Source organism: Microbacterium wangyouchuni, from assembly GCF_054072595.1.
The window spans coordinates 402,978-424,912 of the sequence record NZ_JBSVRM010000003.1 but is presented as its reverse complement, the minus strand read 5'-3'; the positions used below and the strand labels follow the sequence as shown (position 1 = coordinate 424,912).

Sequence of the window (21,935 nt, the reverse complement as noted above, 5' to 3'; positions counted from 1 at the left end):
ATCAGGACTCGAACGCGAGATCGATGAACTCGTCGACGTTGTCCTTGGTCACCACGGGGGCGTCCAGCACGATGCGGTACGGAACGCTCGGCGTGATCAGATCGCTCACCGTCTTGTCCTGAGCGATCAGTCGCGCCAGCGCGATGCCGTCGGCAGCCTGCGTGGACGGGTAGATGACGGTCGCCTTGATGACGCTGTCATCTGCCTTGATGCGATCCATCATGTTCACGCTGCCAGCACCGCCGACCATGAAGAACTCATCGCGGCCTGCTGATTCGATAGCGGCCATGACGCCGACGCCCTGGTCGTCATCGTGGTTCCAGATCGCATCGATCTGCGGGTTCGCCGAGAGCAGCTGCGAGGCTGCGGTCTCGCCGCCGGCGACGGTGAAGTCCGCGGCGACGCGCGGGCCGACCTCGAGGCCGCACACTTCGAGCGCGTCTGCGAAGCCCTGGGAGCGATCCTGGGTCAGCGGCAGTGAGTCGACGCCGGCGATCTCTGCGACCACAGCGTCGCTCTGGCCATCGAGCTCCTCGCAGATGTAGGTGCCAGCGCTGACGCCCATGCCGTAGTTGTCGCCGAGTACCGTGACGCGCGAGGCGAAGGTGCTCGAGAACTCGCGGTCGACGTTGATGACGGGGATGCCGGCGTCCATCGCCTTCTGGGCGACCTGCGTGAGAGCTGCACCGTCGGTCGGCAGGAGCACGATGGCGTCCACCCCGTCGTTGATGAACTGCTCCACCGCAGCGATCTGCTGGTTGGCATCGTTGGTGCCCTCGGCCTGGCGCAGTTCGACGTCGTCGAAGCCCTCCGCCGCGTTGATGGCACCGGTGTTGATCGCGCCGAGCCATCCGTGGTCGGCCTCAGGGCCGGACCAACCGATGGTGACCGTGTCGCCGGAGGCCTGGTTCTCCTCGCTGGTGGTGCCCTGGTTCTCGGTGTTCGCTTCGCCTTCGCTGCCGTCGCTGGTGCAACCGGCGAGCAGAGTGACCGCGAACAGTGCGGCCGCTCCTGCCATCAACGGACGAAGCCTGCGTGTGCGCATGCTGTGCATGTCTTTCCTCCTTGAAATGTGATGCAGATGCGTTCGATGCGCACGCGGAGCGGACTGCATTACTCACGGACGCACGAGCACTGACACCGTCAACGTAGCAGAAGCATGCGCAGGTTGGCCAGCTTTTGCATTGGTTTAGGCAAAAGATTATGCAACGTTGGAATCCAGTCGTTGAGCAGGGCCTCCGTGCCGTGCCGCGCCGATTTGGATCCAGCGGCGTGGTCTCGCATTCGCAAAGAGAGCGTGTTATGTTCCTGCTGTGATCAAAGATGACCAAACTTCGGCATTACTGGAAATGCGTGGAGTCGAGAAGACCTTCGGTGCTGTCCGAGCGCTGCGCGGGGTCGACCTCGCGATTCTCCCGGGCGAAGTGCACTGCCTGCTCGGGCAGAACGGCGCGGGAAAGTCCACGCTGATCAAGACGCTTGCCGGCGTCTACCAACCCGATGCCGGTGAGGTGCGCTGGAACGGTGAGGTCGTCACGATCGACAACCCACAGGCAGCCATCGATCTCGGTATCGCCACCATGTACCAGGAACTCGATGTCGTCGACGATCTCACGGTGGCCGAGAACATCTTCCTCGGGCACGAGCTCTCTCGTGGCGGATTCACTCGCCGCAGCGAGACCACCGCTCAGACGCGGGCGCTGCTGAAGCGGCTCGGGCACGAATCGCTGTCGCCGCACGCCGAGGTGGGTTCGCTCAGCGCCGCGCAGAAGCAGATCGTGAGCATGGCCAGGGCGCTGTCGCACGACATCAAGCTGATCGTGATGGATGAACCATCGGCCGTTCTCGACTCCGAAGAGGTGCGCAATCTCTTCCACATCGTGAAGGACCTCACAGTTGAGGGCATCGCCGTGATCTACATCACGCACCGCCTTGAGGAGATCCGCACGATCGGCGACCGGATCACCGTGCTCAAAGATGGCGCGAGCACTGCGAGCAACCTTTTGGTCGCAGATACGTCGACCGCCACGCTCATCAAGCACATGACCGGCCGAGTCGTGGAGAACGTCTTCCCCGCAGCCGTGCCGATCGCCGCCGACGCCCCCGTTCTGCTCGAGGTCGAGGACCTCAGCCTGGACGGCGTCTTCGATGACGTGTCGTTCTCGGTGCGAGCCGGCGAGATCATCGGACTCGCGGGGCTGGTCGGATCTGGTCGGTCCGAGATTATCGAGACCGTCTACGGTGCTCGGTCCGCGACCTCGGGCAGCGTCCGAGTCGAAGGCAAGCCGCTGCGGAAGGGTTCGGTGTCGGCCGCCGTTCGGGCAGGGCTCGGCCTCAGCCCGGAAGAGCGAAAATCACAGGGGCTGGTTCTCGGTGAACCGATCTTTCGGAACATCACACTGTCCTCGTTCACCCGGGAGGCGAAGGCCGGCTGGCTCGATGAGCGGGCCGAGCGCGCCATCGCTCGCGAGCAGATCGCGGCGATGGAACTGCGCCCCGCAGACCCTGATCTTCCCGCCGGAACCCTCTCCGGCGGCAACCAGCAGAAGATTCTGCTGTCGCGCTGGCTCGTGCACGGCAGTCGTATCCTCCTGTTGGATGAGCCCACGCGCGGCGTCGATGTCGGCGCCCGTGCGGAGATCTATGCGTTGATTCGCCACCTGGCCGCGGACGGCCACGCGATCGTCGTGATCTCCAGCGAGATCGAGGAAGTCCTCGGTCTCGCCGACACCGTGCTCGTCGTCGGCGACGGACGCGTACTCACTTCTCTTCCCGCTTCCGAGATCGACGAGCACGGTGTGCTCGATCTCGTCATGAAAGGAACCGCCGCGTGAGCGAGCTGACCCAGAATCCCGCCGTCGACCAGAAATCGGCCTCGCCGCTGAAGTCGCTGTTCTCCGGCGCCGCAGGGCGCAATATCGGTCTTGTGCTGGCGTTGCTGGCCATCGTCGTCGTCGGCATGGTCACAGCATTCGACAGCTTCACCAACTTCGGCAACGCCCTGGTGATCCTGCGACAGGCCTCGATCATCGGCGTGATCAGCGTCGGCATGACCTTCGTCATCATCGGCGGTGGCATCGACCTCTCCGTCGGCGCGGTGCTCGCACTGGCATCCGTCGTCGGCTCGCTCGCCGCCATCCAGGACATCGCCAAATCGTCGCACTGGATAGTCACGATCATCGTCGCGCTGCTCGTGGGAACGGGGGCTGGCCTCATCAACGGTGTCGTCATCGCCTACGGCAAGGTCGCGGCTTTCATGGCGACCCTCGCCATGCTGGTCGGAGCGCGTGGGCTCGCAGAGGTACTCGCCAATAACCGCACGCTTGTCGTCTCGGACCGCGACTTCCTCAAGGCGATGAACATCGACCTGCTCGGCATCGACATTCTGATCTGGATCTTCGCCATCGTCGCCGTCGCCGGCTGGCTACTGCTGAACCGCACGACGTTCGGGCGTCGTACGGTTGCGATCGGCGGCAACCGCGAGGCCGCGAGGCTCGCCGGCATCAAGGTCAAGCAGCACACTATGCTGCTGTACGCGCTCGCAGGTTTGACCGCCGGCATCGCCGCGATCATGATCCTCGGACGCACCACCGCCGGAACCTCCACCCACGGAAACCTCTACGAGTTGGATGCCATCGCCGCAGTCGTCGTCGGTGGCACGTTGCTGATCGGTGGGCGTGGCACCATCACCGGCACCGTGTTCGGCGTGCTGATCTTCGCGACTCTGCAGAACGTGTTCGTGCAGAACAACATGTCCTCGTCACTGCAGGCGATCGCCAAGGGCGTGATCATCGTCGTCGCCGTGCTGCTGCAGCAGCGTTTTGCAGGAGGGGGCGGCGCCAAGAAGACGCCGAAAGCGTTGACGGCGATGAAGACGCCGACGCCGCGCGGCTAGACTTCCCCTTCGGAAGACGAAGCGCCGACCGGCACCGGACGGCGCAGCTTTCAGACGCTGATCACGACATCTACAGGGGCACCATGGCAAGCAATTTGAGCGGTCCCGGCGTCGGGGAACTCTTCCAGTTGCTCCGCGATGGCGAGCCGCGCACCCGGGCCGAGCTGGCGAAGACGTCTGGTCTCGCGCGCTCGACGGTGGCCGCACGCGTGGATGAGCTCATGCGAATGGGGCTCATCACCCCGGTCGCCGACGCAGTCTCGACGGGAGGGCGTCCGCCCTCGCAGTTCGCCCTGAACCCTGCCTCGAGGGTGGTCATCGGCGCTGATATCGGCGCCTCGCACACGACCGTCGCCGTCACAGATCTTGCGGGCACCATCTTGGCCGAGCGCACCGGCGACATCGCCGTAGCGACCGGACCCGAGGCAGTGCTGAACTGGCTGGTGGACGCGGTGACCGAGCTGATGATCGAGATCGATCTCGAACGCAGCCTCATCGCTGCCATCGGCGTCGGTGTTCCGGGGCCGGTGGAGCATTCCACCGGTCGCCCGGCTCGTCCGCCGATCATGCCCGGCTGGGACGGCTTCGACGTGCCCGGTTGGGTGCAGCAGCATCTGCATGTTCCGGTTCTCGTCGACAACGACGTGAACATCTCGGCTCTCGGCGAGAGGGCAGCTGCCTGGCCGACGACCGATCACCTGATCTTCGTGAAAGTGGCGACCGGCATCGGTGCGGGCATCATCTCCGGCGGTCAGCTGCTGCGCGGGGCCCAGGGAATCGGCGGCGATCTCGGACATGTGCGCGTCGCTCGCGGTGCGGACGTGCCGTGTCACTGCGGCAACACCGGATGCTTGGAAGCGCTCGCCTCCGGACCCGCGATCGCACGCAATCTCGCTGCGCAGGGGATCGAAGCTCGCAGCGGTCACGACGTTGTCGAACTCGTCAAGGGTGGCAGTCTCGACGCGGTTCAAGCGGTGCGGCAGGCAGGACGCGACCTCGGCGAGGTGCTCACGGCATCCGTCAGCCTGCTGAATCCCTCGGTCATCGTCATCGGCGGGGCAATGGCTCGCGTCGGAGAGCATCTCATCGCCGGGGTGCGCGAGGTCGTCTACACCCGTTCGATGCCGCTGGCCACTGAGCAGCTCGCGATCGTGCAGTCGGCGACAGCCGGGCAGGCTGCCGTCCGCGGGGCGAGCATGCTCGCCGTGGAGTACGCGCTTTCACCCGAGATTCTGCCGCGCAGCTTCAGCCTCACCAGGTGAGGCGCTCGGCCGCTGGGTGCTGGGTGCTGGGCGCTGGGCGCCGGGCGCTCGGCCGCCGGTGCTCGGCCGCTGGTTACTCGCTGACGCGGGCGGCGATGTCGCTGCGGAAGTGCGCGCCATCCAGGCTGATGCGGTTCATCGCCTCGTAGGCCTGTGCGCGCGCGGCGGCGAAGTCTGCTCCGACCGCGACGACGTTGAGTACGCGACCGCCGGTGGCGACGAGGTCTCCGCCCGGGGCATCCGGACCCGCAGTCGCAGCATGAATGATGCGCACGCCCTCGACGCCTGAGGCATCCGCGAGCCCGGAGATCTGGCGACCGGTCTGCGGGGACTCTGGGTAGCCTTCGCTGGCGAGGACGACGGTGATCGCGACGTCGTCGCTGAAGACGGGCTGCGGCTGGTCTTCGAGGGTTCCGGATGCTGCGGCCAGCAGCAACTCGGACAGCGCCGTGACGAGCCGGGGCAGTACGACCTGCGTCTCCGGGTCGCCGAAGCGCGCGTTGAACTCGATGACCTTGATGCCCGCGTCGGTGAGGATGAGTCCGGCGTACAGCAGGCCGATGAACGGGGTGCCTTCGGCATCCAGCTGGCGGATGACGGGGAGGGCGACTCGCTCGGTGACCAGGTCGACGAAGGCTGTTTCGCTGCCGAACTGCTCATCCAGCCACGGCAGTGGTGAGTAGGCGCCCATGCCGCCGGTGTTGGGGCCCGCGTCGCCGTCGTAGGCGCGTTTGAAGTCCTGCGCGGGGCTGAGCGCGCGCACCGTGTCGCCGTCGGAGAGGAAGAACAGCGAGACCTCAGGGCCTGCGAGGAACTCCTCGATCAGCACCGGGCCGGTCGGCAGATAGTGCTCGGCGTGCGCGAGTGCCTCGGCGCGGTCGGAGGTGACGATGACTCCCTTGCCAGCGGCGAGGCCGTCGGCCTTCACCACGTAGGGTGCGCCGAGGTCATCGAATGCGGCTTCGACTTCGACGGCGGATGCTGCACGCACGGCACGTCCGGTCGGCACGGATGCAGCATCCATGATGCGCTTCGCGAAGGCCTTCGACCCCTCCAGTTGAGCGGCGGCCTTGCCCGGTCCGAACACCGGGATGCCGCGCTCGCGCAACGCATCGGCGACGCCGGCGACGAGCGGAGCCTCGGGGCCGATGATGACGAGGTCGACAGCATTCTCGTTGGCGAAGGTGGTCACCGCTCCGCCGTCGAGCTGGTCGACGGTGACGAGCGTCGCATCCTCGGCGATGCCGGCGTTGCCGGGGGAACAGAGCAGTTCGTGCTCCGTCTGCTCGGCCTTCAGGGCGAGGATGATCGCGTGCTCACGGGCACCGGAACCGAGGACGAGGATCTTCACCCCTCCAGACTAGCGACGCTCGCGTGCCCGGGGTGGCGAGACGGGGTCTGCGCGCCGGGACGAACGGCCCGGATCGGTCAGATGGGCCGTTCGATCGTGGCATCCCAGGGCACCGTCCACCCGGCAGCATCGAAGATGCGGTCGAGCACGATGGCGGTGAAACCCCACACGATCGTGCCGTTGATGTCGAATGCCGGGCTGCGGAATCCGACGTTTTCGCGGCTGACCACCGAGGTGTAACGGTTGGCGGGGTCGAGCAGCTGTGCAACCGGAACCCGGAACACCTCGACGGTTTCGGCATGATCGACAGCGGCCACCTTCGACGGCTTCGTCCACCAGGCGAGCACCGGAGTGACGCGGTGGTTGCTGGCGGCCAGCGGCAGCTCAGGCAGGGTCGCGAGCACTTCGACTCCGGTTGGGTCGAGTCCGGTCTCCTCTTCAGCCTCGCGCAGCGCGGTTGCGGCAGGATCGGCATCGCCGGATTCGCGCCGACCGCCGGGGAACGAGACCTGCCCGGGGTGCGATGAGAGCGTGGGCGCGCGACGTTGCAGCAGGACGTCGAGGTCGCGGGCGACAGCGGCGTCCGCAGTCGGTGCGGGGATGCTGTCGAGCACCCCGAACAGGATGAGTACCGCAGCCCGGCGCGCGGCCGAGGCATTGGCGAGTTCCGGGAACGGACCCGCCCACCCGTGTGAGAGCGCCCCGAGCAGCTGAGCGCGTGCGTTTTCCGAATGCTGACTGTCACCCACAGTCCGACCATACGCGGTGCGCACGATCAGACAAGATGGAGACATGGCCAAGAAGATCGACATCTCGGATGGGCGAGCGGCGCTGGATGCTGTGCGCTCTGCGCTCGCCGCGGGGGAGAAGCCTGCGCGTCCGGCGTCGGCGACGGCCGTCCGCTACCTGCTGCAGCTGCTCGATGAGAAGGCCCCGGGCAACAGTGTCGAGGTGCGGGTGCCGCCGTTCGGCGCCGTGCAGGTCGTGCAGGGACCGCGGCACACGCGTGGCACCCCGCCGAATGTGATCGAGATGGATGCGGCGACCTGGATCGCTCTGGCGACCGGGGCGGAGGATTGGGCCGATGCGTACGCTGCGGGCCGGGTCCACGCATCCGGAACTCGCGCCGATCTGCGCGACCTCTTGCCGTTGCGCCCGTAGCGCCCGGTATTCGGCATGCACCGAGGTGAACAGTGGGACAATGGAGACATGTCTGCCCCTGACTCTCACCACACCGTCGAAGCGACCGTTCGGCGGGTGCCGCGCTATGGAGTGTTCCTGGGCATCGGCATCGTGGTCGGCATCATCGCCGCAGGCATCCTGACGATGGTGGGAAACTACGAGCCGTCTCCCGTGCTCGATGTGGTGTACCCGCCGAGCCAGGTCTTCGGTTTCGCGCTGCTGTGGACGGTTCCGATCGGTGTCGGCCTCGGTGGCATCGTCGGCATGGTGCTCGAGCGCATCGCGCGTCGCCACGATCGCGTCGTCCGCGTCGATCGCGAAACCATCGTCGAGTAATTCTCGTTGCGAGTGGCCGGTTGTGGCTCGCTTTTGCGTGATTTTCGAGCCACGCGCGCCCACTCGCGGGGGTGATATTGGGGGCGCAGGGGCTACGGGGTGGGGCTACGCTAGCTCGCCGATAACGGGGCGGATTGCCTCGTCGAACGCGACCACATCGCGCCGCAGGCCGTCGGTGACGGCGACAGTGAGAGCGCCGATCCACCAGATGCCGCGCTGAGTGAACGGCAGCACCTGCACATTCAGCTCGAACGAGTGCGCGCGGCGACCGATCTCTCGTTCGAACTCGGCGATTGCACTCGCGTAGGCCCGGTACGAGTCGCCGCCGGTGGAGGTGTTCATCGAGTCCACGTAGCGGTTGTGCGCGGTCTGGGCGTACTGCTGCGCAGGCGTGGCCAGCGGAGTGATCGCCTCGCGCAGCTGCTCGGCACCGCTCGCGGGCAGTGCGACGATCGTGTCGAATCCGTCGACGAGTTCCAGCGGGCCCTCGGCAGGATGCGCTCGCGGCTCCACGGTCATATTCCAGTAGTCGCGCCACTGCTTCTCCAGCGCGAGGGTGGCATCGGCAGCATCCGGAGTACGCACCGGCAGGTCGCGCAGTGCCGGCAGGTCTTCGGGAACTCGGATGCCGAGGTGCTGGCGCAGCGCAAGGGCGACGAGCACCGGGACTCCGGCGTCTTCGCGGATCAACCACTGCGGCTTGTCGGCCATGGCACCATCCTAGGGAGACTGCGCACGCTTTGCCGGTGCGGGTCTGACTTACTGGATGGAACACGCGTTGCCACAGCCTCCACTGATGCCTAGGTTCAGGGTCGAGCCGGCTCTTCTGGCTTCCGATTCGAATGATCGAGGGAGATCACGTGAAATCCATATTGCGTTCGGGCATCGCGCTGGTGGCGGCTGCCGTTCTCGGCGCTGGCCTCTTCGCCGCGAGCACGTCGACCGTGAGCTTGAACAACGGAAACGGGCACAGCAACAGTGGGAACAACGGCAACGGCAACGGCAACGGCAACAACGGCAACAACGGCAACAACGGCAACAACGGCAACAAAGGTAACGGCAACAAGCCGGTCACAGCCGATGCGGTCTACCTAGACGGCATCAAGGACTACGGTGTCTGCCGCGGACTCAGCACCGACTGCTACCACGACTGGGGCAACACCTGGGAAGAGGGCGAGGAGAAGCGGATCCTCATCTGGAGCCGCACCGGCGGCCCCCGCCACGCCCACCTCGGCACGCCGCTCGAGCCCGGACTAAACCCGCCACTGAACGCGGACAACGTCGCGCAGGCCGGGCTGAAGACCTGGGCCGAGGAACGTGGCATCGCGGTTGACTACACCGAGGACCTGTCCGCATTCTCCCGCCTGAACAACTACCAGGCGATCGTGTTCCTGAGCTCCACCCGCGACAGCCTCGACGACTCGGCACAGACGGCGCTCATGCAGTTCGTTCGACGCGGCGGCGGTTTCGTCGGCATCCACAACGCTTTCGGCACCGAGTACCACTGGCAGTGGTACGAAGGACTGCTCGGCGGCACGAACTTCTACGATCACGCGCCGAACCGGCCCGGCACCGTGGAGGTCATCAACGACAAGGATGTGTCGACGGAGTTCATGCCTGAGACGTGGGGCTTCACCGACGAGTGGTACAACCTGCACCCGTACCCGAGCTACGTCAACGTGCTCCTCGAAGTCGATGAGCAGACGAGCCTCAACGGACGCGAGTCGGGTCACCCCGGCCACGGGGCCGAGCACCCGGTCAGCTGGTGCCACTACTACGACGGCGGCCGTGCCTGGCTGACAACGCTCGGTCACTCCGTCGAGGTATGGACCGATGCCGAAGCCGAGAACGATGACCTCTTCCAGAGTCACGTCATGGAGGGACTCGAGAGCGTCATGGGAATCAAACCGTTCTGCGCGGTCTGATCCACCCGCAGGGCCCGAACGTGCAACACGCGTTCGGGCCCGTTGCGCTCCCTCACACCACGCAGTAGCTTCGATCCCGAGCGGATCGAACAGACCGCCTCTTTCGAAGGGTCCCGATGTCGAGTCTCTCTCCCGTTCCGGCAGAACGTCCCTCAGTATCCGTGCTCACGCGTATTCTGTCGATTTTGGATGCCGTCAAGAGTGCGGACGGTGCGATCTCCGTCACACAGATCGCTTACGCCACCGACATTCCGAAGTCCACGGCTGCACGGCTCGTGAGCGAATTGGTCTCGCAACGCTATCTGGTGCGCGGCGATGGCGGCATCAGTCTGGGGCTTCGACTCTTCGAGCTCGGCGCCAGGGCAACGATGCCGCGCCGGCTGGTCTCCGCGGCGGCACCGATTATGAGCCACCTCGCGCAACGCACGGGCGAACGCGTTGGCCTGTGGGTGCAACAGGGCACGGATATGGTTTCGCTGGCCGCGGCGCCGGGCAGGCTCCCCATGCTCCCCACCTGGGCCGGCATGCGCTCGCCCGCCCTGACCACCGCGAGTGGCAAGGCCTTCCTCGCCTTCTGCGAGGACGAGCGCGTCATCGACCTGGTCAGCGCACCGCTCATCGCCGCAGAGATGCTGCGCTTCCGCCGAGAGCTCACCGACGTGCGCTCCTCAATGCTGGCGACCGACTCCGGGGCTTCCTACCGAGGTGTGCTGGCTGTCGCGAGTCCCATCATCGGCTCGGACAGCAGCGTGATTGGCGCGATCTCTGTCGCCGGTCCCTCTGATGCGATGCGCCCGGACAACGTGGCGCCGCTGGTGCGCGCCGCCGGTGTCTCGCTGGCCAAACGACTTCCTGCGGCCTGATCGTCATGCGTACGGCGTCGTGGACGGAAGCTGTCAGCGTGCTCGATCGGATGAGCGCGATTCTTGATGCCTTCGGAGAGCTGGGCGAGGGACTCGGAGTCACTGAACTCGCGCGGCGAGCGAACCTGCCGAAATCGACGGTGTCGCGCATCGCGGCCGACCTTGTGGCGGAAGGCTACCTTGATCGCGTCGACGCCAATCTCTACCTCGGGCTGCGCCTGTTCGAGCTGGGGCAGAACGTCGAGCAGCCCCGGCGGCTGCGCCGGCTCGCGATCAGCACGATGACTGCGCTTCGCGATGCTACGGGGCAGAACGTGCAGCTTGCCATCGCCGACGGCGAGGAGATCGTCATCATCGCCAATGCGCACGGGCGTGAAACCGACCACCCGGTTGCGCGCATCGGCGAGCGGCTGCCGCGCGCATCGACTGCTCTCGGTGCGGCCTTCGAGAAGTTCACCGCACACGATAGTGCGCGCGCGCGTCACGATGTCGCGCCGGTGTCTGAGGTCGTCCATGGTGGCCACGTGTGCCTGGCCAGCCCCGTGTACGAGCGGGCCAGCGTGATCGCGGCGCTGGCAGTGAGCGGCGGGATCGGTGACCTGGTCCCCGGCGACGCCGCACCCTTCGTGCGCCGCGCGGCCGTAGCGCTCAGTAAGCGCATCGCTGCAGACTGAGCAGCCGAACCCTGCCCCCAAAAGCGAACCCTGCCCCCAAAAAGCCCTGTGGGGCAGGCGCCGAAGCGCCCGCCCCACAGATTCAGCTCAGATCAGCCGGCGCTTTCGCGGATCGCCTGGTAAGCCTCGAGGGTCTCCCCTGAGTAGTACTCGCTGAAGAAGTCCTCCGACTGCGAGATGAAGGCATCCATGTCGATCTCATCCTGTTCGATAACGGTGAAATCGGGGTTCTCACGGTAGCCGTCGATGATCTCCTCGGTCTCCTCCTCGACGCAGGTGCGGTTCTCGCCGCGGATCTCGCGGATCGTCTTCTCCAGCAGTTCGGTCTGCTCGTCGTTCAGCTTCTCGTAGGTCTTATCGCTGACCACGGCGAACTGGATGCCGACGTTGTGGTTGTTGAGAACCGCGACGTTGAGCACCTCGTCGTAGCTGGACGAGTGGGTCGCCACGATCGGGTTCTCCTGGCCGACGGCGATGCCCTGCTGCAGAGCGGTGTAGACCTCTTCCACCGCGACCGAGACCGGACTGTCCACACCCAGGGCCTCGGCGTTCGCCAGGAATCCGGGGGAGTTGGGGAAGCGGATGGGGACGCCCTTAAGGTCTTCGGGGCTGCGGATCTCGACGTCCTTGGTGGTGAATGTGCGGTTTCCGAACAGCCAGCCGTCGACGATCTTCACACCGGTGGCGTCGTGGAACGCGGTGAACAGGTCCTCGGATCCGTTATCCATCCAGGAGAAGGCATGATCGACGTCATCGAACGCGTACGCGGCATCGACGGCTTCGATAGGAGCGAATGTGGTCGCAAGCTCCGAGCCGCCGAGCAGGTCGATGTCGATGTCGCCAGCCTGCACCATCGGGAAGCGATCGGCGTGCGGGCCGAGCTGGCTCGATGGGTACAGCTCGACGGTGAATCCGAGATCTGACGCCTCCAACCGGTCTTTCAGCAGTTCGACGCCGCAGTAGTAGTTCGGCGTCTGCTCGTTTTGCGTGAGAGACACCGTGAGGGTCACGTCGTTCGCGTCTGACCCGGACGCGCCGTTCTCAGCGGGCGCGGCACCACCGCTGCAGCCCGCGACCATGAGCGCGGTGGCGGCGAGCGCCGATACTGTGACGGCGCTGCGACGCATCGTGATGTTGTTTACCATGTGACTCTCCTCTTATCTCGCGCTTCATCGCGCTGGTCTGGGGCTTATGTTGACTCTTGCCTGCGGGTGCCAGATCACAAACCGGGCTCTCGACGAGTGGAACGCTCAGCTGGCGAGCGCGTCTGCTGCGCGGACAGCGAGCTGATATCCGAACGCTCCGGCGCCGGCGATAACCGTGGTCGCGACGGTCGACATCAGCGAGTGGCGGTGCGCCTCGTCGCGAGCGTGGATGTTCGAGATGTGGACCTCGACAATCGGGATGCTGAGGATGCGCAGCGCATCGAGCACCGGAACGGACTGGAAGCTCAGCCCCGCTGGGTTGATGACGACGGCGGCACCGTCGCGATGCGCATCGTGCAGCCACCCGATGATCTCGTGCTCGGCGTTGGACTGCTCGAACGCGAGCTCGAACCCCAGCTCTTCGGCGAGGTTTGCGCACTCGGTCTCGATGTCCTGCAGGGTCACAGTGCCGTAGATGTCGGGTTCGCGCATCCCCAGCATGTTGAGATTCGGGCCGTTGAGCACGTAGAGCTTTCGGATCACGGTCGGGTCCTTTCGAGGCGACGTCATGTCAGAGGTTCAGCAAGGTCGGCACGATCGTGACGATCGTGGGGAAGAGCGTCAGCAGGAGCAGCACCGTGCCGAGTGGGATCAGGAAGGGCAGGATGCCCCGGAACAGCTCGCCCATCGGTCGTCGAGTGACCGAGCCGACGACGAACAGCACGGCGCCGACCGGTGGAGTGAGGGAGCCGATCATGAGGTTCACGATCATGATCACGCCCAGGTGCACCGGATCGATGTCGTAGGTCGCCGCGATCGGCAGCAGGATCGGCACCAGCACGAGGATCACCGGCGTCGCTTCGAGGAAGATTCCGAGCAGGATCAGCAGCACGTTCAGCAGCAGCAGGAACACGACGGGATTGTCGGTAAGGCCGAGGAGCAACTCGCCGAGGTTGCGCGAGACCTGCTCGCGGGTGAGGACCTGGCCCAGCAGGTTCGAGGCGCCCAGGATCAGCAGGATGCCGCCTGACATCAGGACCGTCTCCTTGGCCGCCTTCCAGAAGGCGCTCCAGGTGAGCGTGCGGTAGACCGCACCGAGTGCGAGCACGACGGCCGCGGCGATTCCCGCGCTTTCGGTCGGGGTGAACCAGCCGCTGAAAATGCCGCCGAGGATGATCACCGGGATCATCATCGGGCCGAGCACGCGTACGGTCGCGCGGCGCAGCATCGTTCCGTTGAAGGGCCGGCCTCCGGCGATGTTCGGGTGGAAGCGCACCCAGACCGCGATGTAGACGCCAAGACCCAGCGCCATCAACGCCGCCGGGAGCACGGATCCGGCGAACAGCGCGCCGGTCGAGATAGAAGCTGTGGCGGCGAACAGCACGGCCGGGATGCTGGGCGGCATCACGGTGCTCAGCAGCGAGCTTGACGCGGTGAGGCCGGCGGAGAATCCGTAGGGGTAGTTCGCCTTCAGCATCTGCGGCACCTGCACCTTGCTCGTGGACGCGGCATCCGCAAGAGCAGAGCCACTGATCCACGAGAAGCCGACCGCGGTGGTGAGGTTGACGTAGGCGAGGTTGCCGGGAAGGCGGGGCAGCAGGGCGCGGGCGAAATCGTACAGCCGCGTGGCGATGCCGAGATGGTTGGCGACGGTGCCGACGAAGATGAACAGGGGCACCGCCAGCAGCGGGAAGCTGTTGATGCCGTTGACGATCGCGGTGGTGGTGTACCCGGCTGAAAGATTGTGGGTGTAGAAGTAGAGCATGCTCGGCGCGATCATCGCGAAGGCGACGGGCACGCGCAGCAGCAGCAGGACGACCATCAGGACGACGAAGAGCCAGAGGTCCATGATCAGCCCTCCATCTCAGAGATCTCGAGTTGACGTTCCGGCCGGTTCGCATGCGGGATCTTCCACAGCGAGTGGATGCCGGTGGACACGCCACCGATGAAGGCGAAGATGTAGAGGATCCCCAGGGGGATGCCCATCGCGGCGCTGACGCGCATCCACTCGAGGCTGACCTTCACGTAGGCGTCGTAGACGAGCGCGATGCTGGTGATCACCATGATCACAGCCGAGACGATGCGCAGGGCGACGAAGAGCTTCTTGCCGCGCAGCACGCCATCGAACACCTCGATGACGATGTGGCCGTTGCGTCCGGTGAGGTACCCCATCATCATGAACGTCATCGCAATCATCGACAGCAGTGCGAGCTCACCCGCACCGACCCAGCTGATGACAGGGAAGTAGCGACCGGCCACCTGATACATGACACCGAAGAAGATGCCGCCGAACAGAATGACGCCGACGATCATCTCGGTGTGCGAGAGCACCCGGATGAACAGTGACTCCTTCGGGACATCTGAGTTCAGCTCCGGTGTCGTGAAGACGGTCTCGGTGTGGCCGTAGATCGACGCCTCGCGATCCTTGCGTCCTCGCATGGTTGACCTCTCTGTCTCGGCGGTTTTCTGACCGCCGTGCTGGCAACTCTGGTCGGGCGGTCCTGGTGTGACCAAGCCTCGTCCCGACGAATGGAACGGCCCCCACGCGCACGTGTGCCGCGCCGCCGGGGAAGGCGACGCGGCACACGCGATTGCGAGATCCGTCTACTTGGTTACGGTAACGCTCACGGTCGATCTGATCTGCTTCTGGACACCTTCATGTACGGCGTGCGTGATGACGGTCAATTCGGTCACTCCCGCCGGCACGTTGTTGTCGAGGTTAGCCTTGTCGAACTTCAGGACGACGTGATTCCTGCTGCCAGTGACCTTCGACGCGGGGACGGGCTGGAGACCGAGCTCGGTCTCCAGCAGCACTTCACCCTCGTGTACGTATCCCTTCGGCAGATCGAGGTGCGCGTTGACGGTGCCCTTCACCTTCGTGAAGAGTCCCTTCTTCGCGCTCAGATCCAGCGAGCCAGGGCGGAACGTCAAGGCGCCGGGGTGGTCCTCCGACTCGGCATACACTTCGATCTTTCCGGTGGGTCGGGGATCGGTGCAGTCGTTGAAGAAGTAGTCGCCCGCCTTGTCGAACGTGTGCTGGTAACTCTCCCCTGGCTGCAAACGCGCGTTGAACTCCCCTTCGAAGAACTGGGTCGCGCAGTGCTCCAGCTGGTTCGGATGCGTGGTGAACGTCTCCGCACCCGGGTTGAGGAATGTCACCGCGGTTCCGACCGGCACCCGCAGGTGCGTCGGCTGCATCGCTGCCTGGTTCGTGCTGTCCGCAGCTTCGGCAGTGTCAGAGGTGCGATCCGAACGGGCCAGCAACACGGTGTTGTCGACCGTTGCGCCCTCGACCGCTGAGCCCTGCACCGGCCGCCGAATCGACAGCGGAGCGGTCAGCGGGCCTTCCTGGCTGCCGGATGCCGTCACGAAGTCACCGCCGAGCTTGAACGCCCACAGGGCGTCGCCCTTGGTCACCGATCCGCCGTAGGGGTTCGTGGTGCCAGCCGCGAAGACAGCGACATACTGCTCGCCGTCGACCTCGTACGTCACCGGTGCCGAGCCGATGCCGGTTCCGGTCTGGAACTGCCAAAGCACATCTCCCGTGACGGCATCCATCGCGAGCAGTCGTCCATCGATCTGGCCGACGAACACGAGATCGGATGCTGTCGCCAAGGGCCCCTGACCGTGCGACATGTCGGTGCCGAGGTGCTGCAGCCACTCGACGGCTCCGGTGGAAGCGTCATAGGCGACGATGCCGCCGGTCTGGTACTGACCGATCGCGCGCTGCCCGTTGGCGGATGCGCCGTTCCAGTGCGCCACATTGTTCGTGCCGTAGGGGAAGTACACGAGGTTCGTGTTGTGGCTGTAGGCGTTGTTCGACCAGTCGCCGCCGCCGTTCTGGCTGGTGGTAGAGAGGATTGGGAGATCCCACTGCGGGTCGTACATGCAGCCCTCGCGATGTCCTACATGGCCGTCGGGATAGGTCAGGTGCTCTTGATCTGCGGCGACGTAGCTGTCCGGGTTGAATACGAGGTTGCCGTCTTCGTCCGGCTGATAGCCGTTGTAGTTGGGCACGCCGCGCCAGGGGTCGCCGGGCACGTTGTCGGGACCGAGCTTCTCCCAGGCCACGCATTCGGGAAGCAGCCGCTCGAGGGGGAACGGCTGGGTCTCAGCATTCGCCTGGCGGTCGTCAGTGATCACCGGCTTGCGCTCAGTCGGCAGTACCGGTTCACCGTTCGTGCGATCCAGCACGAACTGGTGGCCGGACTTGCTGCCGTAGAAGATCACCTGGCGCTCCACACCATTGACCTCGATGTCGGCGAGGTTCGGGGCGTGCACGTTGTCCATGTCCCAGATGTCGTGGCGGATCGATTGGTAGTGCCACTTGTAGTCGCCGGTGGCGGCGTCGACAGCGACGAGGGTGTCGGAGAAGACGTTGTCGCCGGGGCGGCCGGAGCCGTCCTGCGAGGTGTTGCAGCTGCGCGGGTTGCCGAACGTCATGTAGTACATGTCGAGTTCCGGGTCGACGGCGCCGTGCATCCACGATGTTGCGCCGCCTTCGACCGCGCAGTCGGTACCGTCCTCGTGCACCGGCCCCCACGTTTCGGAAGCGTCGAAGGATTCTCCGTTGACGCCGGTGAAGATTTCACCGCGGTTGGGGCCGCCGAAGAAGTGCCAGACGTAGCTGCCATCGCTGGCGTCGAGAGCGACGACGGCGCCGCGGTCGCCGTCAGCAGCGTGCGCGTAGACGATCCCCTCCGAGTAGACCGTTGCGACCTTCGCCACCCGGCCGAGGTTCTCGCCGTCGGGTCCGACCGGCTGTACCGCCCAGATCTCCTCGCCCGTGGTCTGATCCAACGCCACGACACGGTTGTCGCCTGCGAGCGTGTAGATGCGGCCCTCACCGGCAGAGACCCCGCGGCGCGTGCTCGACATTCCGTACTCGTGATTCTCCCACTTCCAGACAGAATCGCCGGTGGCGCCATCCACGGCGATCACTCCGCCGCTGGGGGTGTCGAGATACATCACACCGTCGACGACGATCGGTGTGGTCTGCTGACCGGTGGCACCGGATGCCGGAGCGACTGCCGAGACGTTCGTACGCCACGTTGGTGCCAGCTGGTCGAGGTTCTTCTTCGTGATCTGGTCAAGGGCGGAATAATGCTGGTTTCCCAGATTTCCGCCGACAGTCGGCATATCGTGCCCGGTCGGCGCTGTGGCGGTCAGGCCATCGCCTGCGCCTTCGTCGACTGCGTAGACGGGGCTGACGGCGAGGGAAAGCGTCACAGCCGCTGCGATCCCCGCCACCCCCAGCCGTGTTGCGAGATGGGTGGACATCGTTCGGCTCCTTGGTCGTCATCGGTCCCTGGATGCTTCGGAAGCTAGCGCGGTTGCCCGGTGCTGCCAATCGATGGCCCATCGGATGAGACGCCGGCGGAATCCGGGGGCCCGCGGCGGCGGTAGTCTTGTCACGTGGCTGCCTCTCCCACTAATCCCTATTCCGAAGCCGGCGTCGATACCGCTGCGGGTGATCGCGCTGTCGAGCTGATGAAGTCGTCTGTGCGCGCAACGCACGGACCTGAAGTGCTCGGAGGCGTCGGCGGGTTCGCCGGGCTCTTCGATGCCACAGCTCTTCTCGGCTACACCAAGCCGTTGCTGGCAACCAGCACGGATGGTGTCGGCACGAAGGTCGCGATCGCGCAGGCCATCGACAAGCACGACACGATCGGGCAAGACCTGGTCGGCATGGTCGTGGACGACATCGTCGTGGTGGGGGCGAAGCCCCTGTTCATGACCGATTACATCGCCTGCGGCAAGGTCATCCCCGAGCGCATCGCCGACATCGTGCGCGGTATTGCGGATGCGTGCACCGCGACCGGCACGGCGCTCGTCGGTGGCGAGACCGCTGAGCACCCGGGCCTTCTCGGCGTGGACGACTACGACGTCGCTGGCGCCGCAACCGGAATCGTCGAGGCTGGTGCCGTCCTCGGTGCCGAGCGCGTGCAGGACGGCGATATCGTTCTGGCGCTGGCATCCAGCGGTCTGCACTCCAACGGCTACTCGCTCGTGCGTCACATCATCACCGGTGCCGGCATCGGCTACGGCGACACCGCAGCCGACTTCGGCGCGACGTGGGGCGAGACGCTGCTCGAGCCGACCCGCCTCTATACGCTTCCGCTGCTGCGCCTGATCGACACCCTCGCCGATGGCAGCATCCACTCCCTCAGCCACGTCACCGGCGGCGGCATCTCGGCGAACCTCGCCCGTGTGCTGCCCGTCGGCAGCTGGGCAGAGGTCGATCGCTCCACCTGGTCGCCCAGCCCGATTTTCCGCGTGCTCAGCGACATCGCCGGGACCACGCTCGAGTCGGCCGAGGGTACCTGGAACCTCGGAATCGGTTTCCTCGCCGTGATTGACGCTTCGCAGAAGGATGCCGCGATTGCAGCGCTCGCCGAAGAGGGCATCAACGCCTGGCAGGTCGCGACCGTCGGAACCGGCGCACGTCCGGCCGGCGAGTTCGAAGAGGGCGCCAAGGGCGTCGACGGTGGTGCAGTGCGTCTGATCGGCGCGTACGCGGACGGAGCGAAGTAACACCCCATGTGCGGAATCGTCGGAGTGGTCGCAGGCGGCCCGGTCAATCAGGACATCTACGACGCGCTCCTGCTGCTGCAGCACCGCGGTCAGGATGCCACCGGTATGGCCACTGCAGAGCCCAGCGGTGTCATGCACATCATCAAGGCCGAGGGCATGGTGCGCGAGGCCTTCCGCACCCGCGACATGCGATCCTTGCTCGGAAACGTCGGCCTCGGCCATGTTCGCTACGCCACCAAGGGCACAGCATCCAGCGAAGAAGAAGCCCAGCCGTTCTACGTGAACTCGCCCTACGGCATCATCCTGATCCACAACGGCAACCTCACCAACACCCGCGAACTCACCGCCGACATGGCCAAGCGCGATCGCCGGCACCTGAACTCCTCCAGTGACACCGAGCTGCTGCTGAACGTGCTCGCCGGTGAGCTGCAGGCGACGACCTCCGATGTTGATCTCGACTCCGAGCGCATCTTCGAAGCGGTCAGCCGCACGCATCAGCGTATTGAGGGTGCCTATGCCGTGATCGCCGTGATCGCCGGTCACGGGCTCCTCGCATTCCGTGACCCGCATGGCATCCGCCCGCTGATCCTCGGCCGTCGCGACGGCGCTGGGGCGAACGGTGAGACGCAGGACGAATGGATTGTGGCCAGCGAGTCGCTCGTGCTCGAGAACGGCGATTACGAGGTCGTCCGCGAGGTCGCACCGGGTGAAGCAGTCTTCATCACAGACAAGGGCGAGCTGTTCACGCAGCAGTGCGCCGAGCAGCCGCAGCTGTTCCCCTGCGCGTTCGAGTACGTCTACCTCGCCCGTCCAGACTCGACCATGAACGGCATCGCGGTGTACGAGTCGCGACTGCGGATGGGGGAGCGCCTGGCCGACACGATCGCGAAGCACGTGCCGCGCGAGAAGATCGACGTCGTCATGCCGATCCCGGACTCGGCCCGCCCCTCCGCGATGGAGGTGGCCCGCAAACTCGGCATCGAGTACCGCGAAGGCTTCTACAAGAACCGCTACGTCGGGCGCACCTTCATCATGCCGGGGCAGGCAGTGCGCAAGAAGAGTGTGCGACAGAAGCTCAACGCGATGTCGACGGAGTTCCGCGGCAAGAACGTGCTGCTCATCGATGATTCCATCGTGCGCGGTACGACGAGCAAGCAGATCATTCAGATGGCGCGGGATGCCGGTGCCCTCTCGGTCACCTTCGCCTCGGCCGCCCCACCCGTGCGGTACCCGCACGTCTACGGCATCAATATGCCGTCCAAGCATGAGCTGATCGCCTACGGCCGCACGATTCCGGAGGTTGCCGCCGAGCTCGGCGCCGACCACCTGGTCTACCAGGAGGTCGAGGATCTGAAAGCGGCGATCATCGAGGGGTCGGCTATCACCGATCTGGACATGAGCTGCTTCGACGGCCGGTACGTGACCGGCACGGTCACCGACGAGTACCTCGAGTGGGTCGAGAGCTCGCAATCTTCGTGACCCGGCCCCTGTGGCGCGGGCGTGCCCTCGCGGTTCTCGGCATTCTGCTGTGTGCCTTCTCGCTGCGTTCGGCGGTGGCTTCGCTCTCACCGGTAATCGACTACATCGGCGCGGACTTCCCCCTGCCCACCGCGGTCGTCGGGTTGATCGGAACGGCGCCACCGGTGTGCTTCGCGATCTTCGGGCTCTGCGCACCTCTGCTCGAGCGGCGCCTGGGGTTGGAAGCGGTGACCGTCATCGCGCTCTCCGCGATTGCAACGGGGCTGGTGCTGCGCGGGCTGTCGTTCGGATCGGTTTCTCTGCTTGCGACGACGGCACTGATCTTCGCGGGCGTGGGCATGGGGAACATTCTGGTGCCGCCGCTGGTCAAGAAGTACTTCCCCGACCGGCTCGGCCTGATGCTCACGCTTTACACAACGGCGATGGCGCTGTCGACGTTCCTGCCGCCGCTGATCTCGGTTCCGGTGGCGGACGCTGCGGGCTGGCGCGTATCGCTGGGGCTGTGGGGTGTGTTTGCTCTGGCCGGGGTGCTGCCGTGGATGGCGATCCTGGTGAGCGGTCGGGCGGCACGTCGGCCGGCGATGGATGCTGCGCCCGCTGGCGCGGCGAATGCCACGGCATCCGATCCTGCTGAACTGTCGACCGGGCCGATCGCCGTCGTGCCGACGAACTCGCGGGCATTCGCTCGGCTGGTGCGACTGCCGATGGCCTGGTCGATCGCCGTCGTGTTCAGCACCTCGTCGATCGCCGCCTACGTCTCGTTCGCCTGGCTGCCGGCCATCGTCACAGATGTCGCCGGAGTCTCGGCGAGCACGGCGGGGCTGTTGCTGTCGGTGTTTGCCGTCATGGGGCTTCCGGCTTCACTGCTCGTGCCGGTTCTGGTGGTGCGATTCCAGGCCACGCGCCCGCTGTATGCGGTGGGCTCTGCCAGTGCGCTGCTTGGTGTCGCAGGTCTCCTGTTTTGGTCGAACGCGGTCACCATCTGGTTGTGGGTGACGATCTTCGGCATCGTCGGCGTGATGTTCCCGTTGGCGCTGGTGCTCATCAGTATCCGCTCGCGTACGCCGGAAAGCGCTGTGGCACTGAGCAGTTTCGTGCAGAGCGCCGGTTATGTGATCGCTGCGGGCTTCCCGTTGCTGATCGGCGTGCTGCACGACATCAGCGGCAGTTGGACTGTTCCGCTGCTGGTGCTGGGCGCTGTATTCCTCGCCTCGATCCCCTTCGGAGTCATCGCCGGTCGGCGGCGGACGGTCGAAGAAGAGTGGGAACGACGCCACGGAACCTGGTGA

At 65.5% G+C, this 21,935-nt stretch carries 20 protein-coding genes; 11 read left to right on the top strand and 9 right to left on the bottom strand.

The genetic code is table 11. The annotated features are described in order from the left end of the window. Position 1: 1 nt before the first annotated feature. Positions 2-1,054 (bottom strand): substrate-binding domain-containing protein, encoded by a 1,053-nt coding sequence (locus ACW5CM_RS07055; RefSeq protein WP_438252856.1) that lies wholly within the window; start codon positions 1,052-1,054, stop codon positions 2-4. 295 nt (positions 1,055-1,349) lie between these two features. Between ACW5CM_RS07055 and ACW5CM_RS07050 the strand changes: the two genes are divergently transcribed. From ACW5CM_RS07050 to ACW5CM_RS07040, 3 genes are all read left to right on the top strand, one after another. Then, the gene (locus ACW5CM_RS07050; RefSeq protein WP_457124635.1) at positions 1,350-2,834 is read left to right on the top strand and encodes a sugar ABC transporter ATP-binding protein; all 1,485 of its coding nucleotides are present in this window, start codon (positions 1,350-1,352) and stop codon (positions 2,832-2,834) included. Positions 2,835-2,839: 5 nt separating this feature from the next. Continuing rightward, a complete protein-coding gene (locus ACW5CM_RS07045; protein WP_457124634.1) occupies positions 2,840-3,895 on the top strand; it encodes an ABC transporter permease in 1,056 nt (351 codons plus the stop codon). An 83-nt stretch (positions 3,896-3,978) separates the two neighbouring features. After that, entirely contained in the window at positions 3,979-5,157 is a 1,179-nt protein-coding gene (locus ACW5CM_RS07040; RefSeq protein WP_438252859.1) for an ROK family transcriptional regulator, read from the top strand. Between the two features lie 73 nt (positions 5,158-5,230). Here ACW5CM_RS07040 and purD read toward each other — a convergent pair whose 3' ends face one another. Next, positions 5,231-6,508 carry a phosphoribosylamine--glycine ligase gene (gene purD / locus ACW5CM_RS07035; RefSeq protein ID WP_457124606.1) on the bottom strand — a complete coding sequence of 426 codons (1,278 nt, stop codon included), beginning with the start codon at positions 6,506-6,508 and terminating at the stop codon, positions 5,231-5,233. A 77-nt stretch (positions 6,509-6,585) separates the two neighbouring features. Continuing rightward, complete coding sequence (locus ACW5CM_RS07030) at positions 6,586-7,257, bottom strand: NUDIX hydrolase (RefSeq protein WP_439255626.1); 672 nt, start codon at positions 7,255-7,257, stop codon at positions 6,586-6,588. A 43-nt stretch (positions 7,258-7,300) separates the two neighbouring features. Here ACW5CM_RS07030 and ACW5CM_RS07025 point away from each other — a divergent pair, with 43 nt between their 5' ends. Both ACW5CM_RS07025 and ACW5CM_RS07020 read left to right on the top strand, forming a co-directional pair. Continuing rightward, positions 7,301-7,669 (top strand): sterol carrier family protein, encoded by a 369-nt coding sequence (locus ACW5CM_RS07025; protein WP_457124605.1) that lies wholly within the window; start codon positions 7,301-7,303, stop codon positions 7,667-7,669. Between the two features lie 48 nt (positions 7,670-7,717). Further along, positions 7,718-8,026, top strand: a complete 309-nt coding sequence (locus tag ACW5CM_RS07020; protein WP_438252863.1) for a potassium transporter Trk — start codon at positions 7,718-7,720, stop codon at positions 8,024-8,026. Between the two features lie 105 nt (positions 8,027-8,131). On the opposite strand, the gene ACW5CM_RS07015 is transcribed toward ACW5CM_RS07020, so the two are convergent. After that, on the bottom strand, positions 8,132-8,737 hold the full coding sequence (locus tag ACW5CM_RS07015; protein WP_438252864.1) for a zinc-binding alcohol dehydrogenase: 606 nt from the start codon (positions 8,735-8,737) through the stop codon (positions 8,132-8,134). Positions 8,738-8,886: 149 nt separating this feature from the next. Between ACW5CM_RS07015 and ACW5CM_RS07010 the strand changes: the two genes are divergently transcribed. The 3 genes from ACW5CM_RS07010 (at position 8,887) to ACW5CM_RS07000 (ending at position 11,488) form a co-directional block, all read left to right on the top strand. Further along, the gene (locus ACW5CM_RS07010; RefSeq protein WP_457124604.1) at positions 8,887-9,951 is read left to right on the top strand and encodes a ThuA domain-containing protein; all 1,065 of its coding nucleotides are present in this window, start codon (positions 8,887-8,889) and stop codon (positions 9,949-9,951) included. A 116-nt stretch (positions 9,952-10,067) separates the two neighbouring features. Next, a complete protein-coding gene (locus ACW5CM_RS07005; RefSeq protein WP_457124603.1) occupies positions 10,068-10,814 on the top strand; it encodes an IclR family transcriptional regulator in 747 nt (248 codons plus the stop codon). A gap of 5 nt (positions 10,815-10,819) precedes the next feature. Then, complete coding sequence (locus ACW5CM_RS07000; RefSeq protein WP_457124602.1) at positions 10,820-11,488, top strand: IclR family transcriptional regulator; 669 nt, start codon at positions 10,820-10,822, stop codon at positions 11,486-11,488. A gap of 92 nt (positions 11,489-11,580) precedes the next feature. Here the strand turns inward: ACW5CM_RS07000 and dctP are convergent, their stop codons facing one another. The 5 genes from dctP to ACW5CM_RS06975 all read right to left on the bottom strand — a co-directional run bounded on the left by dctP (position 11,581) and on the right by ACW5CM_RS06975 (position 17,913). After that, positions 11,581-12,633, bottom strand: a complete 1,053-nt coding sequence (dctP, locus tag ACW5CM_RS06995) for a TRAP transporter substrate-binding protein DctP (protein ID WP_457124601.1) — start codon at positions 12,631-12,633, stop codon at positions 11,581-11,583. A gap of 105 nt (positions 12,634-12,738) precedes the next feature. Next, positions 12,739-13,176 carry a type II 3-dehydroquinate dehydratase gene (locus ACW5CM_RS06990; RefSeq protein WP_457124600.1) on the bottom strand — a complete coding sequence of 146 codons (438 nt, stop codon included), beginning with the start codon at positions 13,174-13,176 and terminating at the stop codon, positions 12,739-12,741. A 28-nt stretch (positions 13,177-13,204) separates the two neighbouring features. After that, positions 13,205-14,482 (bottom strand): TRAP transporter large permease, encoded by a 1,278-nt coding sequence (locus ACW5CM_RS06985; RefSeq protein WP_439255633.1) that lies wholly within the window; start codon positions 14,480-14,482, stop codon positions 13,205-13,207. A gap of 2 nt (positions 14,483-14,484) precedes the next feature. Then, positions 14,485-15,072, bottom strand: a complete 588-nt coding sequence (locus tag ACW5CM_RS06980) for a TRAP transporter small permease (protein ID WP_439255634.1) — start codon at positions 15,070-15,072, stop codon at positions 14,485-14,487. 165 nt (positions 15,073-15,237) lie between these two features. After that, positions 15,238-17,913, bottom strand: coding sequence for an outer membrane protein assembly factor BamB family protein (locus ACW5CM_RS06975; RefSeq protein WP_457124599.1), 2,676 nt, complete (start codon positions 17,911-17,913; stop codon positions 15,238-15,240). Between the two features lie 135 nt (positions 17,914-18,048). On the opposite strand from ACW5CM_RS06975, the gene purM reads away from it, so the two are divergent. From purM to ACW5CM_RS06960, 3 genes are read left to right on the top strand one after another with little or no spacing between them, the layout of a single operon-like run. Continuing rightward, a complete protein-coding gene (gene purM / locus ACW5CM_RS06970) occupies positions 18,049-19,167 on the top strand; it encodes a phosphoribosylformylglycinamidine cyclo-ligase (protein ID WP_438252865.1) in 1,119 nt (372 codons plus the stop codon). A 6-nt stretch (positions 19,168-19,173) separates the two neighbouring features. Continuing rightward, entirely contained in the window at positions 19,174-20,646 is a 1,473-nt protein-coding gene (gene purF / locus ACW5CM_RS06965; RefSeq protein ID WP_457124598.1) for an amidophosphoribosyltransferase, read from the top strand. Beyond that, on the top strand, positions 20,643-21,935 hold the full coding sequence (locus tag ACW5CM_RS06960; RefSeq protein WP_457124597.1) for an MFS transporter: 1,293 nt from the start codon (positions 20,643-20,645) through the stop codon (positions 21,933-21,935). The genes purF and ACW5CM_RS06960 overlap by 4 nt, the downstream gene beginning before the upstream one ends.